The 18,799-nt window shown below is 73.4% G+C and carries 15 protein-coding genes; 9 read left to right on the top strand and 6 right to left on the bottom strand.

All coding sequences use genetic code 11. The annotated features are described in order from the left end of the window. The 3 genes from C3486_RS33180 to C3486_RS33170 form a co-directional block, all read left to right on the top strand. The coding region (locus C3486_RS33180) for an alkaline phosphatase (RefSeq protein WP_181138781.1) at positions 1-930 on the top strand (930 nt) is incomplete at its 5' end. A gap of 141 nt (positions 931-1,071) precedes the next feature. Beyond that, positions 1,072-2,313: a GNAT family N-acetyltransferase gene (locus C3486_RS33175; protein WP_374936955.1), complete on the top strand. Its 1,242-nt coding sequence runs from the start codon at positions 1,072-1,074 to the stop codon at positions 2,311-2,313. A 75-nt stretch (positions 2,314-2,388) separates the two neighbouring features. Next, complete coding sequence (locus C3486_RS33170; RefSeq protein ID WP_103836577.1) at positions 2,389-2,874, top strand: Lrp/AsnC family transcriptional regulator; 486 nt, start codon at positions 2,389-2,391, stop codon at positions 2,872-2,874. Between the two features lie 108 nt (positions 2,875-2,982). On the opposite strand, the gene C3486_RS33165 is transcribed toward C3486_RS33170, so the two are convergent. Together C3486_RS33165 and C3486_RS33160 are read right to left on the bottom strand one after the other, a co-directional pair. Then, positions 2,983-3,345 carry an STAS domain-containing protein gene (locus C3486_RS33165; RefSeq protein ID WP_103836576.1) on the bottom strand — a complete coding sequence of 121 codons (363 nt, stop codon included), beginning with the start codon at positions 3,343-3,345 and terminating at the stop codon, positions 2,983-2,985. Positions 3,346-3,535: 190 nt separating this feature from the next. Beyond that, a complete protein-coding gene (locus C3486_RS33160) occupies positions 3,536-3,979 on the bottom strand; it encodes a hypothetical protein (RefSeq protein WP_146075109.1) in 444 nt (147 codons plus the stop codon). Between the two features lie 210 nt (positions 3,980-4,189). On the opposite strand from C3486_RS33160, the gene C3486_RS33155 reads away from it, so the two are divergent. From C3486_RS33155 to C3486_RS33145, 3 genes are all read left to right on the top strand, one after another. Beyond that, the gene (locus tag C3486_RS33155; RefSeq protein ID WP_258053155.1) at positions 4,190-5,038 is read left to right on the top strand and encodes a DeoR/GlpR family DNA-binding transcription regulator; all 849 of its coding nucleotides are present in this window, start codon (positions 4,190-4,192) and stop codon (positions 5,036-5,038) included. A gap of 38 nt (positions 5,039-5,076) precedes the next feature. After that, a complete protein-coding gene (locus tag C3486_RS33150) occupies positions 5,077-6,075 on the top strand; it encodes a zinc-dependent alcohol dehydrogenase family protein (protein WP_103836574.1) in 999 nt (332 codons plus the stop codon). Positions 6,076-6,209: 134 nt separating this feature from the next. Then, complete coding sequence (locus C3486_RS33145) at positions 6,210-8,363, top strand: NB-ARC domain-containing protein (RefSeq protein ID WP_103836573.1); 2,154 nt, start codon at positions 6,210-6,212, stop codon at positions 8,361-8,363. 12 nt (positions 8,364-8,375) lie between these two features. Here the strand turns inward: C3486_RS33145 and otr(A) are convergent, their stop codons facing one another. After that, positions 8,376-10,355, bottom strand: a complete 1,980-nt coding sequence (otr(A), locus tag C3486_RS33140; RefSeq protein WP_103836572.1) for a tetracycline resistance ribosomal protection protein Otr(A) — start codon at positions 10,353-10,355, stop codon at positions 8,376-8,378. Positions 10,356-10,679: 324 nt separating this feature from the next. Between otr(A) and C3486_RS33135 the strand changes: the two genes are divergently transcribed. Continuing rightward, positions 10,680-12,701: an NADPH-dependent 2,4-dienoyl-CoA reductase gene (locus C3486_RS33135; RefSeq protein WP_103836571.1), complete on the top strand. Its 2,022-nt coding sequence runs from the start codon at positions 10,680-10,682 to the stop codon at positions 12,699-12,701. Positions 12,702-12,792: 91 nt separating this feature from the next. Then, positions 12,793-13,362 carry a PadR family transcriptional regulator gene (locus C3486_RS33130; RefSeq protein ID WP_103836570.1) on the top strand — a complete coding sequence of 190 codons (570 nt, stop codon included), beginning with the start codon at positions 12,793-12,795 and terminating at the stop codon, positions 13,360-13,362. Positions 13,363-13,399: 37 nt separating this feature from the next. On the opposite strand, the gene C3486_RS33125 is transcribed toward C3486_RS33130, so the two are convergent. Genes C3486_RS33125 through C3486_RS33115 form a run of 3 tightly spaced genes read right to left on the bottom strand, consistent with a single transcriptional unit; the run spans position 13,400 to position 17,069 of the window. Beyond that, positions 13,400-14,563 carry an acyl-CoA dehydrogenase family protein gene (locus C3486_RS33125; protein ID WP_103836569.1) on the bottom strand — a complete coding sequence of 388 codons (1,164 nt, stop codon included), beginning with the start codon at positions 14,561-14,563 and terminating at the stop codon, positions 13,400-13,402. A 41-nt stretch (positions 14,564-14,604) separates the two neighbouring features. Further along, complete coding sequence (locus tag C3486_RS33120; RefSeq protein WP_103836568.1) at positions 14,605-15,792, bottom strand: CaiB/BaiF CoA-transferase family protein; 1,188 nt, start codon at positions 15,790-15,792, stop codon at positions 14,605-14,607. Continuing rightward, the gene (locus tag C3486_RS33115) at positions 15,792-17,069 is read right to left on the bottom strand and encodes an MmgE/PrpD family protein (RefSeq protein ID WP_103836567.1); all 1,278 of its coding nucleotides are present in this window, start codon (positions 17,067-17,069) and stop codon (positions 15,792-15,794) included. Before C3486_RS33115 ends, C3486_RS33120 begins: the two co-directional genes overlap by 1 nt. Positions 17,070-17,326: 257 nt before the next feature. Between C3486_RS33115 and C3486_RS33110 the strand changes: the two genes are divergently transcribed. Beyond that, positions 17,327-18,721, top strand: a complete 1,395-nt coding sequence (locus C3486_RS33110; protein WP_181138780.1) for an MFS transporter — start codon at positions 17,327-17,329, stop codon at positions 18,719-18,721. Positions 18,722-18,799: the final 78 nt, after the last annotated feature.

Raw genomic sequence — 18,799 nt, 5'->3', positions numbered from 1 at the left:
AAGGCGAAGGTCGCGGAGACCCTGGCGGAGTTCCGCGGCGCCTTCCGGTACAACCTGCTGGACGAGAACCTGCGGCGGTTCAACGCGCAGGTGCCCACGATCACCCAGTGGGACGACCACGAGGTGCACAACAACTGGTACCCGGGGCAGATCCTGGACGACGACCGGTACACGGTGAAGGACGTGGACGTGCTGTCCGCGCGCTCCCTGCGGGCGTTCAGCGAGTACTTCCCGATCCGTACGCTGCGCCCGGACGGGCACGGCCGGGTGTACCGGGTGGTGAACCACGGGCCGCTGCTGGACGTGTTCGTGCTGGACATGCGGACGTACCGGAACGCCAACTCCGACGGCCGGCAGACCGAGGACGCGCAGGGCATCCTGGGCGCCGAGCAGCTGCGGTGGCTCAAGCGGGAGCTGTCGCGCTCGCGCGCGGTGTGGAAGGTGATCGCGTCCGACATGCCGCTGGGGCTGGTCGTGCCGGACGGCAAGACCCGCTTCGAGGCGGTGGCGCAGGGCGATCCGGGGCAGCCGCTGGGGCGGGAGCTGCAGCTCGCTGAGCTGCTGCGGCACATCAAGCACCAGCGGATCACGGGCACGCTGTGGCTGACGACGGACGTGCACTACACGTCGGCGCAACGGTACGACCCGGCGCGCGCCGCGTTCAAGGACTTCGAGCCGTTCTGGGAGTTCGTCTCGGGGCCGCTGAACGCGGGCGGGTTCCAGGCGCTGAAGCTGGACGGTACGTTCGGTCCCGAGCAGCGGTTCCTCAAGGCGCCGGACCGGGCGAACACCTCGCCGGCGGAGACGCCGCAGTACTTCGGTGAGGTCGACATCGACGGCGGGAGCGGGGAGCTGACGGTGCGGCTGCGGCAGGACAGCGGTGAGGTGCTGTTCAGCCAGACCCTGCAACCGGGGCGAGTCGGACAGTAGCGGCGTACGACTCGAAGGTGGCGGTAGAGGCAATTGCGGCCTTTACCTGGCGGACACAAGGCGTTTGTGATCATGCAACACCGGTCGGTGATGCTGGAGTGCATGACGGAGAAGATGGAGCACTGCACTGCCCGCCGTTCGATGTGGCGGCGGGCCGCCGACCGTTTCGCCACCGGCCTCCCCCTGGGGTGGTCACGACGCCAGGAACACGCGCCGCCGCCGGGTGATACCGGCGCCACGGCGTCGCGTACGGCCGGCCTCGCCGATGGCGCGGGGCTGCCCGAGACGACGCTGTGGCGGATGCGGACGACCGTGCGGGACGAGCCGGGCAGCCTGGCCGCGCTGTGCCGGGCGCTGGCCGACCACCGGGTGGACATCCTCAGCCTGCAGACCCATCCGCTGTCGGACGGCACGGTGGACGAGTTCCTGCTGCGGGTGCCGGGCACGCCGGAGCGGGACGTGCTGGCCGGCGCGGTGAACGCGGCGGGCGGCCGGGACACGTGGCTGGAACGCGCCGATGCGCACGATCTCGTCGACGCGCCGGCCCGTATGCTGTCCCTGGCCACCCGTACGGCCCTGGACTCCGCGGAACTCCCTCTGGCGCTGCGGCAGTTGCTGGGCCGTTGCACCATCCACTCGGTACCCGCGCGCACGCTGAAGGGCGAGCCGTTGGCCGAACGGGTGCCGGACGAAGGCGTTCTGGAAGACCACATCATGAAGTTCCGCGACCCCTCCGGCGGCTCGATCACCATCGAGCGACCGCAGCTGCCCTTCACGCCGACCGAGTTCGCCCGGGTGCGGGCGCTGGTGGACCTCGACGCGCGGCTCGGCCAGCGGGTCCCGGAGCGCCGCGACACCCTCACCCTGCCCGAGGGCAACGCCATCACGGTGCGCCGTGCCGACACCTCCGACCTGGCAGCGGCCCGTGAGATGCACGACCGCTGCTCGGAGCGGACGCTGTCGCGGCGCTACCACGGCCCGGTGCAGTACGCCGACGGCTACCTCGACCACCTGCTGAGCCCGCGGCACGGCCGCACGCTGGCCGTGGAGACCGCTTCCGGGCGGCTGGTGGCGCTGGGCCATCTGCTGTGGGACGGCGACGAGACCGAGGTGGCGCTGCTGGTGGAGGACGCGTGGCAGCGCCGCGGCATCGGGGCCGAGCTGCTGCAGCGGCTGGTCGGGATGGCCGCAGAGACGGGCTGCGAGAGCGTGTACGCGATCACCCAGGCGTCCAACACCGGCATGGTGGCGGCCATGCGCGGCCTGGGGCTGCCGCTGGACTACCAGATCGAGGAGGGCACGCTGGTGATCACGGCCCGGCCTTCGGGGCTGCGGCGGCGGCCGCTGCCGGTGCCCGCCGGGCGGGAGACGGCCGGGCGCTGAGCGCCGCGCGGGGCCCGGCCGGATGCTGATCATGCGCCCTGACCGGATGGTCAACTTCCGTGTTACGTTCGGGACATGGCCGACTCTGTGCGTCTCGATCCGGTGGACCTGGAGATCCTGCGTCTGCTGCAGAACGACGCCCGGACCACGTACCGCGAGCTGGCCGCTTCGGTCGGCGTCGCGCCGTCGACCTGTCTGGACCGGGTGACGCGATTACGGCGCAGCGGCGTGATCCTCGGACACGACCTCCGGCTGGACCCCGCGAAGCTGGGCCGCGGACTGCAGGCACTGCTGTCGGTGCAGGTGAGTCCGCACCGCCGGGAGCTGGTGGGCCCGTTCGTCGAGCGGGTCCGCTCGCTGCCCGAGGCGCTGTCCCTCTTCCACCTGACCGGGCCCGAGGACTACCTCGTGCATGTTGCCGTGCGGGACGCGGCCGATCTGCAGCGGCTGGTCCTGGACGAGTTCACCGCCCGCCGGGAGGTGGCCAGGGTAGAAACGCGGCTGGTCTTCGAGCGGTGGACGTGCGGGCCGCTGCTGCCGCCGGCGGACGCGGTCGGCTGAACCGCGGCGGGAGCCGTACGGCCGGTCCTCGGGCGGCGGCCGAGCGGGTGCGGCCGGGTCCTCGGGCGGCGGCCGAGCGGGTGCGGCGGCCGCCCGAGGACCGGAACGTCACATCACCGAGCCGGGCGGCGCGATGACCAGTCTCAGGTGCAGGCGGGCGGCCCGGAGCCCGGCGTGGACGCAGAGGCTGGGGCGGACCAGGACCAGGCTGCCGCTCATGGAGCGCAGGGCGCTCTGCACGCCGAGAAGGGTGTACAGCCCGGCGTTGTCACAGGACGTGACGCCGGAGAGATCCAGCCGGAGATGACGTGTGCCGCCCGCCATGACCGTCGCGGTGGCGTCGCACAGCTCGGTGACGCTCTCGCCGTCGAGCACGCCCACCACGGCCAGTTTGGCCAGGGTGGGCGAACCGGCGGGCACCGGCCACTGTTCGATGCGTACGCGCCTGTCGGTCCGGGTCCTCAGCAGCATCCCGGCCGCCTCCCTTCACGCCGTGTCGTCCGGTCGTACCGGTCATCCGGTCACACCGGTTCCGCGCCCATACTGGCCCGGGGCGGGGGTCCGCACGAGCCTTCGATCGAAAGCGATCGAAGAATTCCGTCACTGACCGTGACCGTGGCGCGGGCATGTGCCACCGCCACGGTCACCGCCGCTGCACGGCCTATGGGACGGATTCCTCCCCCAGCGCGTCGCGGGTCGCCTCGATGAGCAGCCTCGCCTCGTCCTCCCGCTCGTCGTACCGGTCGGGGTACGCGGAGACCTGTACCTGCTGGGCGAGCTGACCGGGTGTGAGGTCCGGGTCGTCCGCGTCCTCCGCGACGGCCCGCTCGAAGAACCGGCGCGCGGCGTGGTTGACGTTCATGCACTCCTCGGCCGTGCCCCAGCCCATGCTGGGGCGCTGCTGGAAGACGCCGACGGAGTCGAGGTGGCCGTGGTCGAGGTTCTCCATCCCCGACTCGACGAGCGCGGCCTCGAAGGCGGCGAGCACGGCCTTCTCCGATGCGTCCAGCTCCTGCCCGACCAGGTAGACCACCTCGGCCACTGCCGGGTCGGGGCGTCCCCTGGCGGGGCCGGGCGGTGGTCCTTGCGGCGCCGGCTGCGGCACGTCGTCCTCCTGTCGTCGCGGCGTACGCCCTCGTGGCGGGCGCCCGCCGGCGGATGGGCGTCGTCCCCTTCAGCCTCGGCCGGGCGGGCGAGCCACGGCAAGACCGCCAGGCGTTCCGCACTGCCTCTTGTAAAAACATCACAGGAAGTGTGTGATGTTCGGCGAGGGGGCGGCACCAGGTGTCGCGTACGGGCCGGCGAAGGGCACACCGTGGGGCGGCGGAGCCGTGGTTCCGAGGCGGACGTCGAGCGGCGGCGCCGCCGGGTGCTCCGGCGGGTCATCGACGAGGGCGCCGTACCGATCGCGGCGCTCGCCGAGGGCCTGCAGGTCAGCACCATGACCGTGCACCGCGACCTGGCGAACCTGGAGTCCCGCAGGCTGCTGGAGAAGCGCCGCGGGATGGCCGTCGCACTGACCGCCGTCACGCTGGAGACCGCGACCCGGTTCCGCGAGTACCAGCAGACCGAGGCCAAGGAGGCGTTCGCGGAGTTCCTGGTGCGGCAGGTCGCCCCCGGCGACACGGTGCTGATGGACTGCGGCTCCACCCTCTTCCCGCTGGCCCGCAGGCTCGGCCGCATCGAGCGGCTGACCGTGGTGACCAACTCGCTGCGCGTCGCCTCGCTGATCGGCGCGGCGGACGCGCCCGGCACGGAGGTCATCATGCTCGGCGGCGGCTACCGCCCCGACTTCGAGGCCTGCGCCGGCACCGAGACCCTGCGCCACCTCTCCCGCATCCGCGCCACGATCGCCTTTTCCTCCCCCACCGCCGTCGACCGCGCCCGGCTCTTCCATCCGGTCCAGGAGTGGGCCGACCTGAAGGAGGCCATGCGGGAGGCGGCCGGCCGCAGCGCGCTCGCGGTGGACCACACCAAGTTCGGCCGTACCGCGACGCACGGGTACGGCGACGCGTCCGGCTACGACCTGGTGGTCACCGACACCGCGACGCCGGAGGAGGAGATCGCGGCCATCGAGCGGCTGGGCGTACCGGTCCATGTGGTCGCGCCGGCCGGCACCGCCGCCGCGGGCGAAGACACCGGAAGAGACACAGACACCGACTGACCGTTCCCCCGACACCCACCCGTGAAAGGCAGTCCACCATGCGTGCCGTCGTCATCCAGACCCCCGGTTCCTTCTCCGTCGAGACGGTCGCCGATCCGGTGCCGGGCCCCGGCGAGGTCGTCGTCGAGGTCGCCGCCGTCGGCATCTGCGGTACCGATCTCCACATCGTGCAGGGCGAGTTCGCGCCCACGCCGTACCCGATCGTGCCGGGGCACGAGTTCACCGGCGAGGTCGTGGCGCTGGGCGACGGGGCGAGCGGGGTGCGGGAGGGCGACCGGGTCGCGGTCGACCCGTCGCTGTTCTGCGGCTCCTGTCACTTCTGCAGCATCGGCCGGGGGAACCTCTGCGAGCGCTGGGGCGCGATCGGGGACACGGTGGACGGCGCGATGGCGCAGTACGTCAAGGTGCCGGCGGCCAACTGCTACCGGCTGCCGGACAGCGTGGACCTGGCGCAGGGCACCCTGATCGAGCCGCTGTCCTGCGCGGTGCACGGGTTCGACGTGCTGCCGCGTGACCTGGGCGCGCACTACCTGATCTACGGCGCGGGCACGATGGGCCTGATGATGCTGCAGCTCGCGCGGCGGGCCGGGGCCGCTTCGGTGTCGGTGGTGGACATCAACACCGAGCGGCTGAAGGTGGCGGAGCAGCTGGGGGCCGACGCGGTGGCGACCGGTGCCGACGCGCTGGACCGGCCGCAGGGCTGGGAGATCGTGATCGACTGCACGGGCGTGGTGGCGGTGATCGAGGACGGGCTCACGCGGGTGCGGCGCGGCGGTACGTTCCAGCAGTTCGGGGTGGCGCCGTCGGACGCGATGGCGAAGGTCTCGCCGTTCCGGATCTACAACGACGAGATCACCGTGGTGGGGTCGATGGCGGTGGTGCACAGCTTCGGGCGGGCCGTGGAGCTGATGGGCAAGGGCGCGCTGGACGCCGACACGATGATCACGCACTCGTACGGCCTGGCCGACTTCGGCGCGGCGCTGGAGACGTTCCGGCAGGGCACCGGCCGCAAGATCCAGCTCAGGCCGGGCGTCTGAGCGGCCTCGGGGCCCGCTCGCCGCGGGCCGGTGCGGTCAACTTCGATCACTTTCCCTCTTACCGGCACGCCGCGTGCCGGGAGCCCTCAGACTGCCCTTTCCGGTGGTGGGTGGCCAGAGGCTGAGAGGGAGACGTGACCGCACGGAGGCAGCGAGCGGGGGATCTGCCGGCGGAGACCACGGCGCTGATCGGACGGCGGCCGGAACTGACGGAGGTGCACCGGCTCCTCACGGTCGCGCGACTGGTGACGCTGACGGGCGTCGGCGGGGTGGGCAAGACCCGGCTGGCACTGCGGGCCGCGTACGAGGCGCAGCCGGCCTTCCGGGACGGCGTGTGGTGGGTGGAGCTCTCCCCGCTGCGGCACGGCTCCTTGCTGGCACACACCATCGCCGAGGCGCTGCCGCTGGGGGACCAGACGACGCGTCCGATGATCGAGGTGCTGGTCGAGTACTTGGCGGGCCGTGAGCTGCTGTTGGTGCTGGACACCTGCGAGCACCTGGTGGACGAGTGCGCGCTGGTGGCCGAGGCGCTGCTGAGGGAGGCGCCGGGGGTGCGGATCCTGGTGACCACTCGCCGCCCGCTGGGCGTCGTCGGGGAGCGGCTGCTGACCGTCGCGCCGCTGTCCGTGCCGGAGAAGGACTCCGGCGGCCGGAACGGCCGCGGGGTCGCCGGGGAGGCGGACGCGGTCGCCCTGCTGGCCGCCCGTGCCGCGGAAGTGGTACCGGGCTTCGCCGTCACCGCTGCCAACCGGCCGGACCTGGTACGGCTCTGCCGGCGCCTGGACGGCCTGCCGCTCGCCATCGAGCTGGCCGCCGCCCGGCTGCGCGAACTGTCCGTGGCCGAGCTGGCCGCGCGCCTGGAGGACCGGTTCGCGGTACTGGGCGACACCGACACCGTGGTGAGCGACGCGGAGCCGCCCTGGCATCAGGCGCTGCGTACCGCGATCGGCTGGAGCCATGAACTGTGCACCCCGGCCGAGCGACTGGCGTGGGCCCGGCTGTCGGTCTTCGCGGGCGGCTTCGACGCGGAGGCCGCCCGCCAGGTGTGCGCCGACGGGATCCTGCCGGCGGGCGATGTCCCGGGCCTCCTGAACGCGCTGACCGACAAGTCCCTCCTGATCCGGCAGCCGGCCACGGGCGGCGAGCGCTACCGCATGCTCGACACCATCCGTGAGTACGGCGCCGGATGGCTGCGCGGCCTGGGCGAGGAGGACGCGCTGCGCCGCCGGCACCGGGACCACTACCTGCGGCTGGCCAGGGCCGGTGACGCGGCCTGGATCGGTCCTGACCAGTACGCCTGGTACGACCGGACGACGGCCGAACACGACAATCTCCGCGCCGCGCTGGAGTACAGCCTGGCCGTACGGGACGGCCCCGGGGACCACGCCGCGCTGGAACTGGCCGGTGCCCTGTGGTTCTTCTGGCACGGCTGCGGCTTCACCAAGGAGGGCCAGCACTACCTCGACCGGGCGCTGGCCGCCGACACCGCGCCCAGCCCGGCGCGGGTGAAGGCCCTGTACGCCTGTAGTCAGCTGCTGCTCTACCTGGGCGATCTGCCCGGCATCGAGGACCGGACCGCCGCGTGCGCCGCCCTGGCAGCGCGGTTCGGTGACGCGGAAAGGTCGCTGGCGACAGCCGCCGACCTGCGCCTTGCGGTGCTGCGCGGGGACACCGCACAAACGTTGTCCCTGGCGGAGAAGCTGCTCGCCGCACCGTGGCGCCAACGGCCGCCCGCCTTCCTCCCCCTGATTGCCCTGGTGATGGGTGCGCACGCGCACGTCACCGCGGGACGTTTCGAGCAGGCCATGGCGATGCTGGACGAGCTGAGCGCGGTGTGCGAAGGACACGGCGAGCGCTGCGTGCGCGCGTGGGGCGACCTCGTCCGTTCCCAGGCGGAGCTGGCCCGCGGGCGGCCCCGTGCCGCGCAGGAGTACGCACGGGCTGCGCTGCGGGTGAAGCACCGGCTGCACGACGGCACGGGCAGCGGGATGGCGCTCGACGTACTGGCCCAGGCCGGGGCCGCCCTCGGGCACAGCCGCCACGCCGCCCGGCTGCTCGGCCTGGCCCTGCAGGTCTGGGACACCCTCGGCCGCCCGCAGGCCGGCGTCCCCGCGCTGATCACTGCCCGGCGGGCCTGCGAACGGCAGGTCCGCGCGGCCCTCGGGGACCGCCCCTACGAGACCGCCTTCCGGGCCGGCTACCACGCCGACCTCGACACCGGCATCGCCGGCGTCCTCGGCGACCGCCTGCCCCTCGCTCCGCCACCACCGCACGAGCCGGCCGGCTGACGCCCCGGCCCGTCACCGGCCAGCGGCCGGCCGCCGGTCCGTGTCGTGGTGCTTCACGGGCCGGTCGCCGCACGGCCGGGTCCACCAGGTGCCCTCGCCGTGCGAGAGGCCGGGCAGCCGGCGTTCGACGGTGTGCAGGTGCCGGGCCGGGAGCGCGCCCTTGAGGAGCCAGGTCGTGGTGGAGTCGGCCACCGTGTCGGTGAGGTCGGCGCCGAGCGCGGTCAGGCAGGCGGTGACGGCGGGCAGCGCGTCGGCGGGCACCTCCGCCTCGAAGGCGTGGTACGGCTCGTGGACGCGGGTGCCGGCCCTGTCCAGGGCCCGGGCCAGCACCAGGGGCGTGACACCGCGGAAGTCGGCGGCCGTGCTGACCGGGCCGACGAAGCCGGAGCGGATGAGGGTGACGGTGCAGTCGGTGACCGGCCGGCCTCGCGGGCCGCGGCGCAGCGCCTCGTGCACGGTCTCCTCGACGGCGGTGTGGAACGCGCGCGGCAGGGCGCCCAGTTCGGTCTCGTAGCGGAAGACGGCGCCGGTGCCGTACGGCGCGGGCTCGACGCGCAGCCCGACGGTGGCCCAGAAACCGCTGGGGGCCGGGGCGCGGTGGCCCAGTTCCTCGACGGCCTCGCCGGTGCCGGCGGGCCGTTCGCGGCACACCACCCGGCTCGGGGTGAAGACGGCGTCGATGCCGTACTCGTCCGCCAGCGCGGCCGCGATGATCTCCTTCTGCATCTCGCCGTGGAGCAGGACGGAGGTGGTGCCGTCGGGTTCGGCGCAGGCGTGGATGAGCGGGTCCTGTTCGGCGAGGCTCTGCAGGGCGGTGTGCAGCCGGGCGGCGGCGCCGGGGTGCGGGTCGCGGGGCCGGACGACGGTACGGAGGGTGGGGGCCGGGAAGCGCGGTGCGGCGCCGTCGTCGCCGTCCGGGGCGCCGAGCCGGTCGCCGACCCGGATGCCGGTCACTCCGCTGATCCTCGCGATGTTCCCGGCCGTCAGCCGCTGGGCCGTGCCGCCGGCCCGGCCGACGACCTCCAGTGCGGTGATCCGGCCGGTGTACGTGTGCGGGGTGCCGTCGGGCGCGCGGCGGTGCAGGGTCACGCGCTGCCGGGCGGCCAGCTCGCCGGAGTACAGCCGGACGAAGGCGCCGCGCGGGCCGGCGGGCGTGCGGTCGAGGGCGAAGACGGTGCCCCGTGGCTCCTGCGGCGCCGCCGGGTCGGGTCCTGGGGCCGGCGGCAGCAGTCCGGTGATGCCGTCGAGGAGCGCGCCGACGCCCTCGCCGCTCAGCGCCGAGCCGAAGTACACGGGGTGCACGAGCCCGCGGGCCGTGCGCTCGGCCAGCGCGGTGCGCAGCTCGGCCGCTGTGGGGTACGGCCCGTCGACCACGCGGGCGAGCAGCGCGTCGTCGGTCTCGGCGAGGACCTCGGCCACCCGGGTGCGGAAGTGCGGGTCGTCGAGCGTCTCCGGGACGGTGCGGGCGGCGCGCGTGCCGAGGCCGTGCACCGTGGTCATGGGGACGAGGTGCGGGGCGAGCCTGCGCCGTACGTCGGCGAGCAGGTCGTCGTGGCGGGCTCCTGCCCGGTCGGTCTTGTTGACGAACAGCAGGGTGGGCAGCCGCATCTCGCGCAGGGTGCGCATCAGGACGCGGGTGTGCGCCTGGACGCCTTCGACGGCGGAGAGCACCAGGACGGCGCCGTCGAGCACCGCGAGGGCGCGCTCGACCTCGGCGACGAAGTCGGCGTGCCCGGGGGTGTCGATGACGTTGACCTGGGTGTCGCCGGCCGTGAAGGAGACGACGGCGGAGCGGACGGTGATGCCGCGCTGCCGCTCGACGGTCCCCGTGTCGGTGCGGGTGGTGCCGTCGTCGACGCTGCCGAGCCGGGCGATGGTGCCGGTGTCGTAGAGCAGCCGCTCGGTGAGGCTGGTCTTACCCGCGTCGACGTGCGCGAGGATGCCGATGTTCAGGGTGCGCGCGGTGGCGCGCGGGGTGTGCTGGGTCTGCATGGGTGCCGAAGTCCTCGATGACCGTCCGGTAGGGGCGCTGGGTCGTGTCGAGGAATCGGCGCATCGCATGCTCCTGTTCGTGGCTTCGCCGGCCCGGCCGGGGTCGGCGGCCCCATCATGCAGGGAGGGCCGCGCGCGACGGCAAGTGATTTTTTCGCGCCACGCCTCGCCTGCCGCGCCGTCGCTGTGTCCGCGCCGCTCGGCCGCTGCTCCCCCGCTGCTCCGCCGGGGTGACCCACGCCTCGTTATGCAACATGTTGCAAAAGAGTCGGCACTGGTCTACAAACGAAGCTCGTCGGCACTGTGCGCGCGAGGAGACTTCGGATGAGCCCGTACCCCCACCTGCTGAGCCCCCTCGACCTGGGGTTCACCACCCTGCCCAACCGGGTCCTGATGGGCTCGATGCACGTCGGCCTGGAGGAGGCGCCCGGCGGGTTCGCGCGGATGGCGGCCTTCTACGCCGAGCGGGCCCGCGGCGGCGTCGGCCTCATCGTCACCGGCGGCGTCTCCCCCAACGAGGCCGGCCGCACGATGGACGGCGGCGCCAAGCTCACCACCGAGGCGGAGGCCGCGCAGCACGCGCAGGTGACCGAGGCGGTGCACCGCGAGGGCGGGAAGATCGCCATGCAGATCCTGCACACCGGGCGGTACGCCTTCAGCGAGGACCTGGTGGCGCCCAGCGCGCTGCAGGCGCCCATCAATCCCTTCACCCCGCGCGCCCTCACCGACGACGAGGTCGAGCAGACCATCGAGGACTACGTGCGCGCCGCCGAGCTGGCGCGGCAGGCCGGGTACGACGGCGTGGAGATCATGGGCTCGGAGGGCTACCTCATCAACGAGTTCATCGCCGCGCCCACCAACCGGCGCACCGACCGCTGGGGCGGCTCCTACGAGAACCGCATCCGCTTCCCCGTCGAGATCGTGCGGCGCACCCGCGAGCGGGTCGGCCCGGACTTCATCCTGATCTACCGGCTGTCGATGCTGGACCTGGTGCCCGGCGGCTCGACGTACGACGAGGTCGTCCAGCTGGCCAAGGAGGTCGAGGCGGCCGGCGCGACGATCATCAACACCGGCATCGGCTGGCACGAGGCCCGCATCCCCACCATCGCCACGTCCGTCCCGCGCGGCGCCTTCTCCTGGGTGACGCAGCAGGTCATGGGCGCGGTGTCGATACCGCTGGTGACCACCAACCGGATCAACACGCCGGAGGTCGCGGAGCGGCTGCTCGCCGAGGGCCGCGCCGACATGGTGTCCATGGCCCGCCCCTTCCTCGCCGACCCGGACTTCGTCGCCAAGGCCCGCGACGGCCGCGCCGACGCGATCAACACCTGCATCGGCTGCAACCAGGCGTGCCTGGACCACATCTTCTCCGGACAGATCACCTCCTGCCTGGTGAACCCGCGTGCCTGCCACGAGACCGAGCTGAGCCTGTCCCCCACCCGGCGCCGCAAGGAGCTGGCCGTGGTCGGCGCGGGCCCGGCGGGCCTGGCGTTCGCGGTGTCGGCGGCCGAGCGCGGGCACGGCGTGACGCTCTTCGACGCGGCCCCGGAGATCGGCGGCCAGCTGAACGTCGCCCGCCGCATCCCCGGCAAGGAGGAGTTCGACGAGACGCTGCGGTACTTCCGTACGCGCCTGGCGGAGCTGAAGGTCGACGTGCGGCTGGACACGCCGGTGACCGCCGAGGACCTGGGCGCGGGCGGGTACGACGAGATCGTGGTCGCGGCCGGCGTCACGCCGCGCACCCCGGACATCCCCGGCATCGACCACCCCAGCGTGGTCAGCTACCTCGACGTGCTGACCGGCCGGGTCGAGGCCGGGAAGAGGGTGGCGGTGGTCGGCGCCGGCGGCATCGGCTTCGACGTCGCCGAGTTCCTGACCGACGGGGGCGAGCAGGCGAGCCAGGACCCGGCGGTCTTCTTCGCGCAGTGGGGCGTGGACACCACGTACGAGGAGCGCGGCGGGCTGAAGGCTCCGGTGCGCGCGCCCGCGGCCCGCACCGTCCACCTCCTCCAGCGCAAGACCAGCAAGGTCGGCGCCGGGCTGGGCAAGACGACCGGCTGGATCCACCGTACGGAGCTGCGGCACCGCGGCGTCACGATGACGGCGGGCGCCACGTACGAGCGCATCGACGACGAGGGGCTGCACCTGACCGTCGACGGCGAGAAGACCGTCCTCGCGGTGGACACGGTCGTGCTGTGCGCCGGCCAGGAGCCGCGCCGCGAGCTGTACGACGCACTGGTGGCGGCCGGGCACACCGCGCACGTCATCGGCGGCGCCGACGTGGCCGCCGAGCTGGACGCCAAGCGCGCGATCCTGCAGGGCACGCGGCTCGCGGCCGACATCTGACCGCGCCCTAGGATGCGGGGGTACCGGTGGTGGTGCACACCATGGGTACCCGCACCTCCGCAGCCGCACCACCGCACCCTGGAAGGCCGCCATGTCCCTCCCGCACGCGATCCTCACGGCCCTGCTCGAGAAGCCGTCGTCGGGACTGGAGCTGACACGGCGGTTCGACCGCTCCATCCGGTACTTCTGGTCCGCCACCCACCAGCAGATCTACCGCGAGCTGAAGAAGCTGGAGGAGGCGGGGCTGATCCACGCGCTGCCGCAGGCACAGCCCCAGCGCGGCCAGAAGCGGGAGTACGAGGTGCTGCCGGCCGGCCGCGAGGCGCTCACCGCGTGGGTGGCCGAGCGGCAGGACCCGCGTGCCATGCGCGACCCGCTGCTGCTGCGGCTGCGGGCCGCCGCCGTCGTCGGCACGGGCGACCTGGCCGAGGAGTTCGAGCGCCATCTCGCGCTGCACGAGCGGCAGTTGGCGGAGTACCACGAGATCGAGGCGCGCGACTTCCCGCCGGAGAAGACGGCGGAGGCGGACCGGCTGCAGCACCTCGTGCTGCGCGCCGGCATCGCCCAGGAGACCTTCTGGGTGCAGTGGCTGACCGAGTCGCTGCGGGAGATGCGGGCGATGGCGGCCGAGCGGCGTGAGGAGGACGGCGCTTCCGGCTGAACCGCGGCCCGGCCGCCGCACCGCCCGCGGCCGGGCGTCAGTCCAGCCCGCCCCGCTTGACCAGCTGGCTCGCGATGACGTTGCGCTGGATCTCGTTGGTGCCCTCGCCGACGATCATCAGCGGTGCGTCACGGAAGTACCGCTCCACGTCGTACTCCGTCGAGTAGCCGTAACCGCCGTGCACCCGTACCGCGTTGAGGGCGATCTCCATGGCCGTCTCGGAGGCGAACAGCTTGGCCATGCCCGCCTCCATGTCCACCCGGCGCCCGGCGTCCGCCTCGCGGGCCGCGTGCAGGGTGAGCTGGCGGGCGGCGGTGAGCTTGGTGGCCATGTCGGCGAGATAGTTGCCCACCGACTGGTGCTGCCAGATCGGCTTGCCGAAGGACTCCCGCTCCTGCGCGTACGCGAGGGAGTCCTCCAGCGCGGCCCGGCCCACGCCCAGCGCACGCGCCGCGACCTGCAGCCGGCCGGTCTCCAGGCCCTTCATCATCTGCCCGAAGCCCTTGCCCTCGACGCCGCCGAGCACCGCGTCGGGCGCGGCGCGGTAGCCGTCGAAGGACAGCTCGCAGCTCTCCACGCCCTTGTAGCCGAGCTTGGGCAGGTCCCGGGAGACGGTCAGCCCGGGGCCGTGCTCCACGAGCAGGATGGAGATGCCCTTGTGGGCCGGGGTGGCGTCCGGGTCGGTCTTGCACAGCAGCGCGATGAGCTGGGAGCGGCGGGAGTTGGTGATCCAGGTCTTGGTCCCGTTGACCAGGTAACCCTGCTCGTCCTTGCGCGCGGTGGTGCGCATCGCCTGGAGGTCGGAGCCGCCGCCGGGCTCGGTGAGCGCCATCGTCGCGCGGATCTCGCCGGTGGCCATCTTCGGCAGGTAGCGGCGCTTCTGCTCCTCGGTGCCGAAGTGCAGCAGCAGCTTGGCGACGACGGTGTGGCCGCCCATCGCGCCGGCCAGGCTCATCCAGCCGCGCGCCAGTTCCTCGGTGACCAGCACGTAGCAGGGCGTGGAGACCTGGGTGCCGCCGTACTCCTCGGGCACGGCGAGCCCGTAGATGCCCAGCTCCTTCATCTTCTCGATGAGCGCTGCGGGGTAGGTGTTGGCGTGCTCCAGCTCCTGGACGACGGGCTTGACGTCCTTGGTGACGAAGTCGTGGACGGTTTCGACCACGAAGCGCTCGTCGTCGGAGAGGATGTCCAGGGTGCTCATGCGGCTTCCTTCGGAGGTCCGGGGGGGGCGGTGGTCCGGGGTCAGATGACGGAGTCGGCGCGGAGCGCGGCGAGCTCGTCGGGCGTGCGGCCGAGCGCGGTGAGGATGGCCTCGGTGTGTTCCCCGACGGCCGGCACGGGGTCCATGCGGGCGGTGACCCCGGCGAGGTCGGCGGGCGGCAGGAGGGCCTGCACGGTGGCGCCGGGTACGGCGACCTCGCGCCAGCGGTCGCGGCCCTCGAGGACGGGATGTGCCAGGAATTCGGCGACCGAGTTCACCCCGGCGTTGGCGATCCCGAGCCCGTCCAGCGTCTTCTGGATCTCGGCCGCTTCGGACCGGGTGAAGCGCTCGGCGACGAGGGCGTCGAGCGCGTCGCGGTGGGCGACGCGGGCCGAGCCGGTGGCGAAGCGCGGGTCGTCGGTCAGCTCGGGCCGGCCGAGGAAGCCGTCGCACAGCGCGGCCCATTCGCGTTCGTTCTGGATGGAGAAGAGGACGTCCTTGCCGTCGGCGGCGGTGAACGCGCCGTACGGGGCGATGGTGGCGTGCCGGGTGCCGACGCGCGGCGGCTGGCTGCCGCTGTGCCGGGTGTAGTACGCGGGCTGGCTCATCCACTCCGCCAGCGCCTCGAACAGCGAGACCTCCACGGCGCGTGCCACGCCGGTGGTGGCGCGGGCGAAGAGCGCGGCCAGGATGCCGCTGTAGGCGTACATGCCGGCGGAGATGTCGGCGACGGAGACGCCGACGCGGGCGGTCTCCTCGGCGCTGCCGGTGAGCGAGACCAGGCCGGTCTGGCACTGGACGAGCAGATCGTACGCCTTGCGCTCGGCCCAGGGCCCGGTGGTGCCGTAGCCGGAGACCGTGCAGGGGATCAGCTTCGGGTAGCGGGCGGTGAGCGCGTCGGTGCCGAGGCCGAGGCGGTCGGCGGCGCCCGGCGCGAGGTTCTGGACGAACACGTCGGCGTCCGCGAGCAGTTCGTGCAGGATCTCCCGGCCGCGCGCGTCCTTGAGGTCGAGGGTGAGGGATTCCTTGGAGCGGTTCAGCCAGACGAAGTAGCTGGAGTGGCCGTGCACGGTCGTGTCGTAGCGGCGCGCGAAGTCGCCGTCACCGGGGCGCTCGACCTTGATGACGCGGGCGCCGAGGTCGGCGAGCTGGCGGGTGGCGAAGGGGGCCGCCACGGCCTGCTCGATGCTGACGACGGTGATGCCTTCCAGGGGGCGGGGCTGCTCCATCAGGACTCCTCCGTCGGACGAGCGGTGGCGGCGCGGTCGGTGGCTGGGCGTTCGGTGGCGGTGCGGTCGGGGGCGGTGCGGTCGGGGGCGGCCGGGAACGCCGTACGCATCAGCCCGGCGGCGCCCTCCCAGGTGAGGCCGGTGAGCAGGTCCGGTACGTCGGGGCCGCAGGCGGCGAACTTGGCGCGCAGCTCGTCGTCGGAGGGCGGGCGCTGCGGGGAGCCCGGCGGCAGCGCCAGCTCGGAGTGGAGGACGGTGCCGTCGGCGAAGTCCAGCCGGAGCGCGACCTCGCCGTCCAGGAGGGTGCTGGTCTCGCCGGGCCGCCGGTCGACGGTGACCTGCCCCATGAGCCTCTGGGCCGCCGGGCGGCCCACGGCCTCGTCGGTGAAGCTGCCGAAGCCGGGGTAGGCGTCGAGGAGCGCGGTGGCGACCGCGTACGGCATGGAGAACTTGCCCTCCAGACCGGTCGTGGGCCGGTCGTGGATGAGGGGGTGGACGGTGCCGGCGGGGGTGGTGACGGTGACGCCGGTGAGGTCGTCGTGCACCCGGTCGCGGACCTCGCGCAGCGCGGCGATCGGCCGCTGCATGGCGTAGCAGCAGGGGTACATCTTGATCGCGAGGCCGCCGGGGACGGCGGGCGCTGCGGGGAATTCGGTGGTGGGAGTGCCGCCGACGCGCTCCAGCCAGGCGTCCAGGGCGCGCGGGTCGGCGGTGGCGCCCGCCTGCGCGAGGCGCGCCGCGCGGACGCCCGCGTCCGCGGCGAAGCCCACCTGGAGCGACTTGCTGTGGGTGCCGAACGCCTCCTGGACGCCGCCGGCCGCGGGGACGGCGAGCGCCATGGCGGTGGCCAGCCGCCCGGGGTCCAGGCCGAGCGCGACACCGGCCGCGACGGCGGCGGCCGGGGCGCCCGCGGTGCAGGTCGCGTGCCAGCCGGCCGCGTAGTGGCCCCAGCCGAGCATCGCGCCGAGCCGGGCCATGACGCCGGCGCCCGCGAGGTAGGCACGGGCGTCGCCGCCGGCGGCGAGCACGGCGGGGACGGTGACGACGGAGATGTGCGTGGTGGTGTCCGTGTGCAGGTCGTCGAAGTCCAGCACGTGCGCCATGGCCGCCCAGCGGGCCGCGTCCGGGAGCGGTGCGGCGACCGCGCGGAGCGGGTGGGCGCGGGCGGCCAGGGCGACGGCGACGGTGTCGGCCAGCGCCCGCTCGGCGAGCGCGTGGTCGTCGGGGTCTGCCCGGTGGTCGTGTGCCCACTGGGCGAGGGCTCGGGCGGCGGTCATGCGGTCCCCTCCGTGGTGCGGCGGCCGTCGGCCGTACGGTCGGCGGCTCCTCTGCCGAGGATTTGTACGGCCAAATGATCGCGGTGTCAATGGTGTCTTCTTCCCCCGAGGAACGCGGCATTCACCGGACCTTGACGCCACCGTGAGCAGGACCACAGAATGCCGACGCCATGCGTGGAGCCGCTTTGTACGTAGCAATGCCGTACATGACCGCGCCGAATGGCCGCCCGTTTCTGGGACCCCTTGGAGGTAGGTCAGTGACGACCCCGTCCCCCGCCCTCGCCGCACTGAGCGGAGCACCGCTCGGCCGGACGCACCGGAAGGTGCTCCTGGTCATCAGCGCGATGTTCCTCTTCGACCTCGCCGATCTGAACACCTTCGCCTTCGCGGCCCCGGCGATCCGCGCCACCCAGCGCTTCTCCGTGCAGGACGTGGCCCTGGTGACCGCGCTGAGCTTCGCCGGCATGGCGGTCGGCGCCGTCACCGGCGGCCGGGCCGCCGACCTGCTCGGCCGCCGGCTCGGCATGTCGGCCGCCGTCGCCGTCTTCTCCGCCGCCTCGCTGCTCAACGCCGTGGTCGCCACGCCCGGCGCGATGGCCACCGCCCGCGCGCTCACCGGCTTCGGCCTCGGCGCGATGACCGCCGTCGCGATCTCCTACCTCTCCGAGGTCACGCCCGCCACCCACCGCGGCCGCTTCCAGGCCGTCGCGCTCGGCGTCGGCCTCGTCGGCATCCCACTGGTCGCCTTCACCGCACGCGCCATCACCGTCTCCCACCCGGCGTCCTGGCGCTGGCTGTTCGTCGCTGGGGCGCTGGGCTTCCTGCTGCTCCCGCTGGTCCTGCGGCTGCCCGAGTCGCCGCGCTGGCTGCTCTCCCGGGGCCGGACGACCGAGGCCGGGGCGGCGGTGCGCCGCTTCGTACCGGACTTCCGTGGCGACGGGCAGGAACAGCCGGCCGAAGCGCTCCCGGCAGCGGCACCCAAGGCCCGCTTCCGTGACCTCTTCGCGCCGGGGCAGCGCCGCAACTCGGTCGTCATGATGGTGGTGTGGGTCTTCGCGCTGACCGGCTTCTACGGCTTCCAGTCCTGGGTGCCGACCCTGCTGGCCGACCGCGGCCAGGACTTCGCGCAGTCGATGACCATGTCGGCGATCACCACCATCGGCGCGGTGCCCGGCGCGTTCCTCGCAGCGCCGTTCATCGACCGGTTCTCGCGCAAGCACCTCTCCGTGGCGCTCGGCCTGATCGTCGCCGCCGTCGGCATCGCGTACGGGCTGAGCACCAGCACCGTGGCCGTGATGGTCTTCGGCGTACTGGTCGCCGCGCTCAGCCAGTCCTACATCGCCGTCCTCTACTCCTCCACGCCCGAGTACTTCCCGACCGCGCTGCGCACCGCGGGCTCCGGGCTCGGCAACGGCGCCGGGCGGGCCGCCAACATCGTCGCCCCGCTGGTCATCGCGGCCGTCTACACCACACCGCAGCTCGGCTACGTGGGCGTGTTCGTCTTCGTCGCGGGCGCCTGGCTGATCACCGCGCTGACCGTCGCGTTCTTCGGCATCGACACGCGGGACCGGCCCCTGGAGGACCTGCACGGCCGGGCCGCCCACGGCGATCCCGTACGCCACGACGCCCCGCGCCCCGCCGCCACCCGCTGACCACCGCCCGCCCCGTCCCCCCGATGTGTACGCCCCGCACGACAGGAGCCCCCATGACCGGCGTCCCCGCCGACACCC

It is taken from the genome of Streptomyces sp. Ru73 (assembly GCF_002920575.1).
Taxonomy (GTDB): Bacteria; Actinomycetota; Actinomycetes; order Streptomycetales; family Streptomycetaceae; genus Streptomyces.
Note: the sequence above shows the minus strand (reverse complement) of the source record. Positions and strands in the feature narration are given on the sequence as shown.